Source organism: Pseudogemmobacter sp. TB195 (assembly GCF_058313095.1).
In genome coordinates, this window is sequence record NZ_JBZEGG010000243.1 from 1 (window position 1) to 504 (window position 504).

The 504-nt window shown below is 59.5% G+C and carries 1 pseudogene; it reads left to right on the forward strand.

What is annotated here, in order from left to right:
• Positions 1-492, forward strand: a pseudogene (locus AC4FS3_RS29590) (Tn3 family transposase); the annotation flags it as partial.
• Between the last annotated feature and the right edge of the window lie 12 nt (positions 493-504).

Below are 504 nucleotides of genomic sequence, written 5' to 3' on the forward strand. Positions count from 1 at the left end.
GAGCCCGCGGGGCGCGTCTGCGATGTCATCTTCCCTATCGTAGGCAGGGACAAGCTGGCGGCGATCGTCAAGGAGAGCCAGGCGAAAGGGGCTCTCGACCGGCGCATATATAAGGTGATGCGCTCGTCCTGGGCCAATCATTACCGGCGCATGCTGCCCAGCCTGCTTTCGGTTCTGGAATTCCGGTCGAACAACACCGTGTGGCGTCCGGTTCTGGCGGCGCTGGATTGGATCAAGAGCAAGGTCGATGATGGCTGCCGGTTCGTGCCGATGCAGGATGTGCCGATTGACGAGGTTATTCCGGCCAGATGGCGCAGTTCGGTCATCGATAACGATGGCCGTGTGAACCGGATCAGCTACGAGCTTTGTGTCCTCACCCAATTGCGGGATCGCATCCGCTCCAAGGAGATCTGGGTTGTCGGTGCGGACCGCTATCGCAATCCTGACGACGATCTTCCCAGGGACTTCGAAATCCGTCGTAACGCCTATTAGGGGTCGAATCCG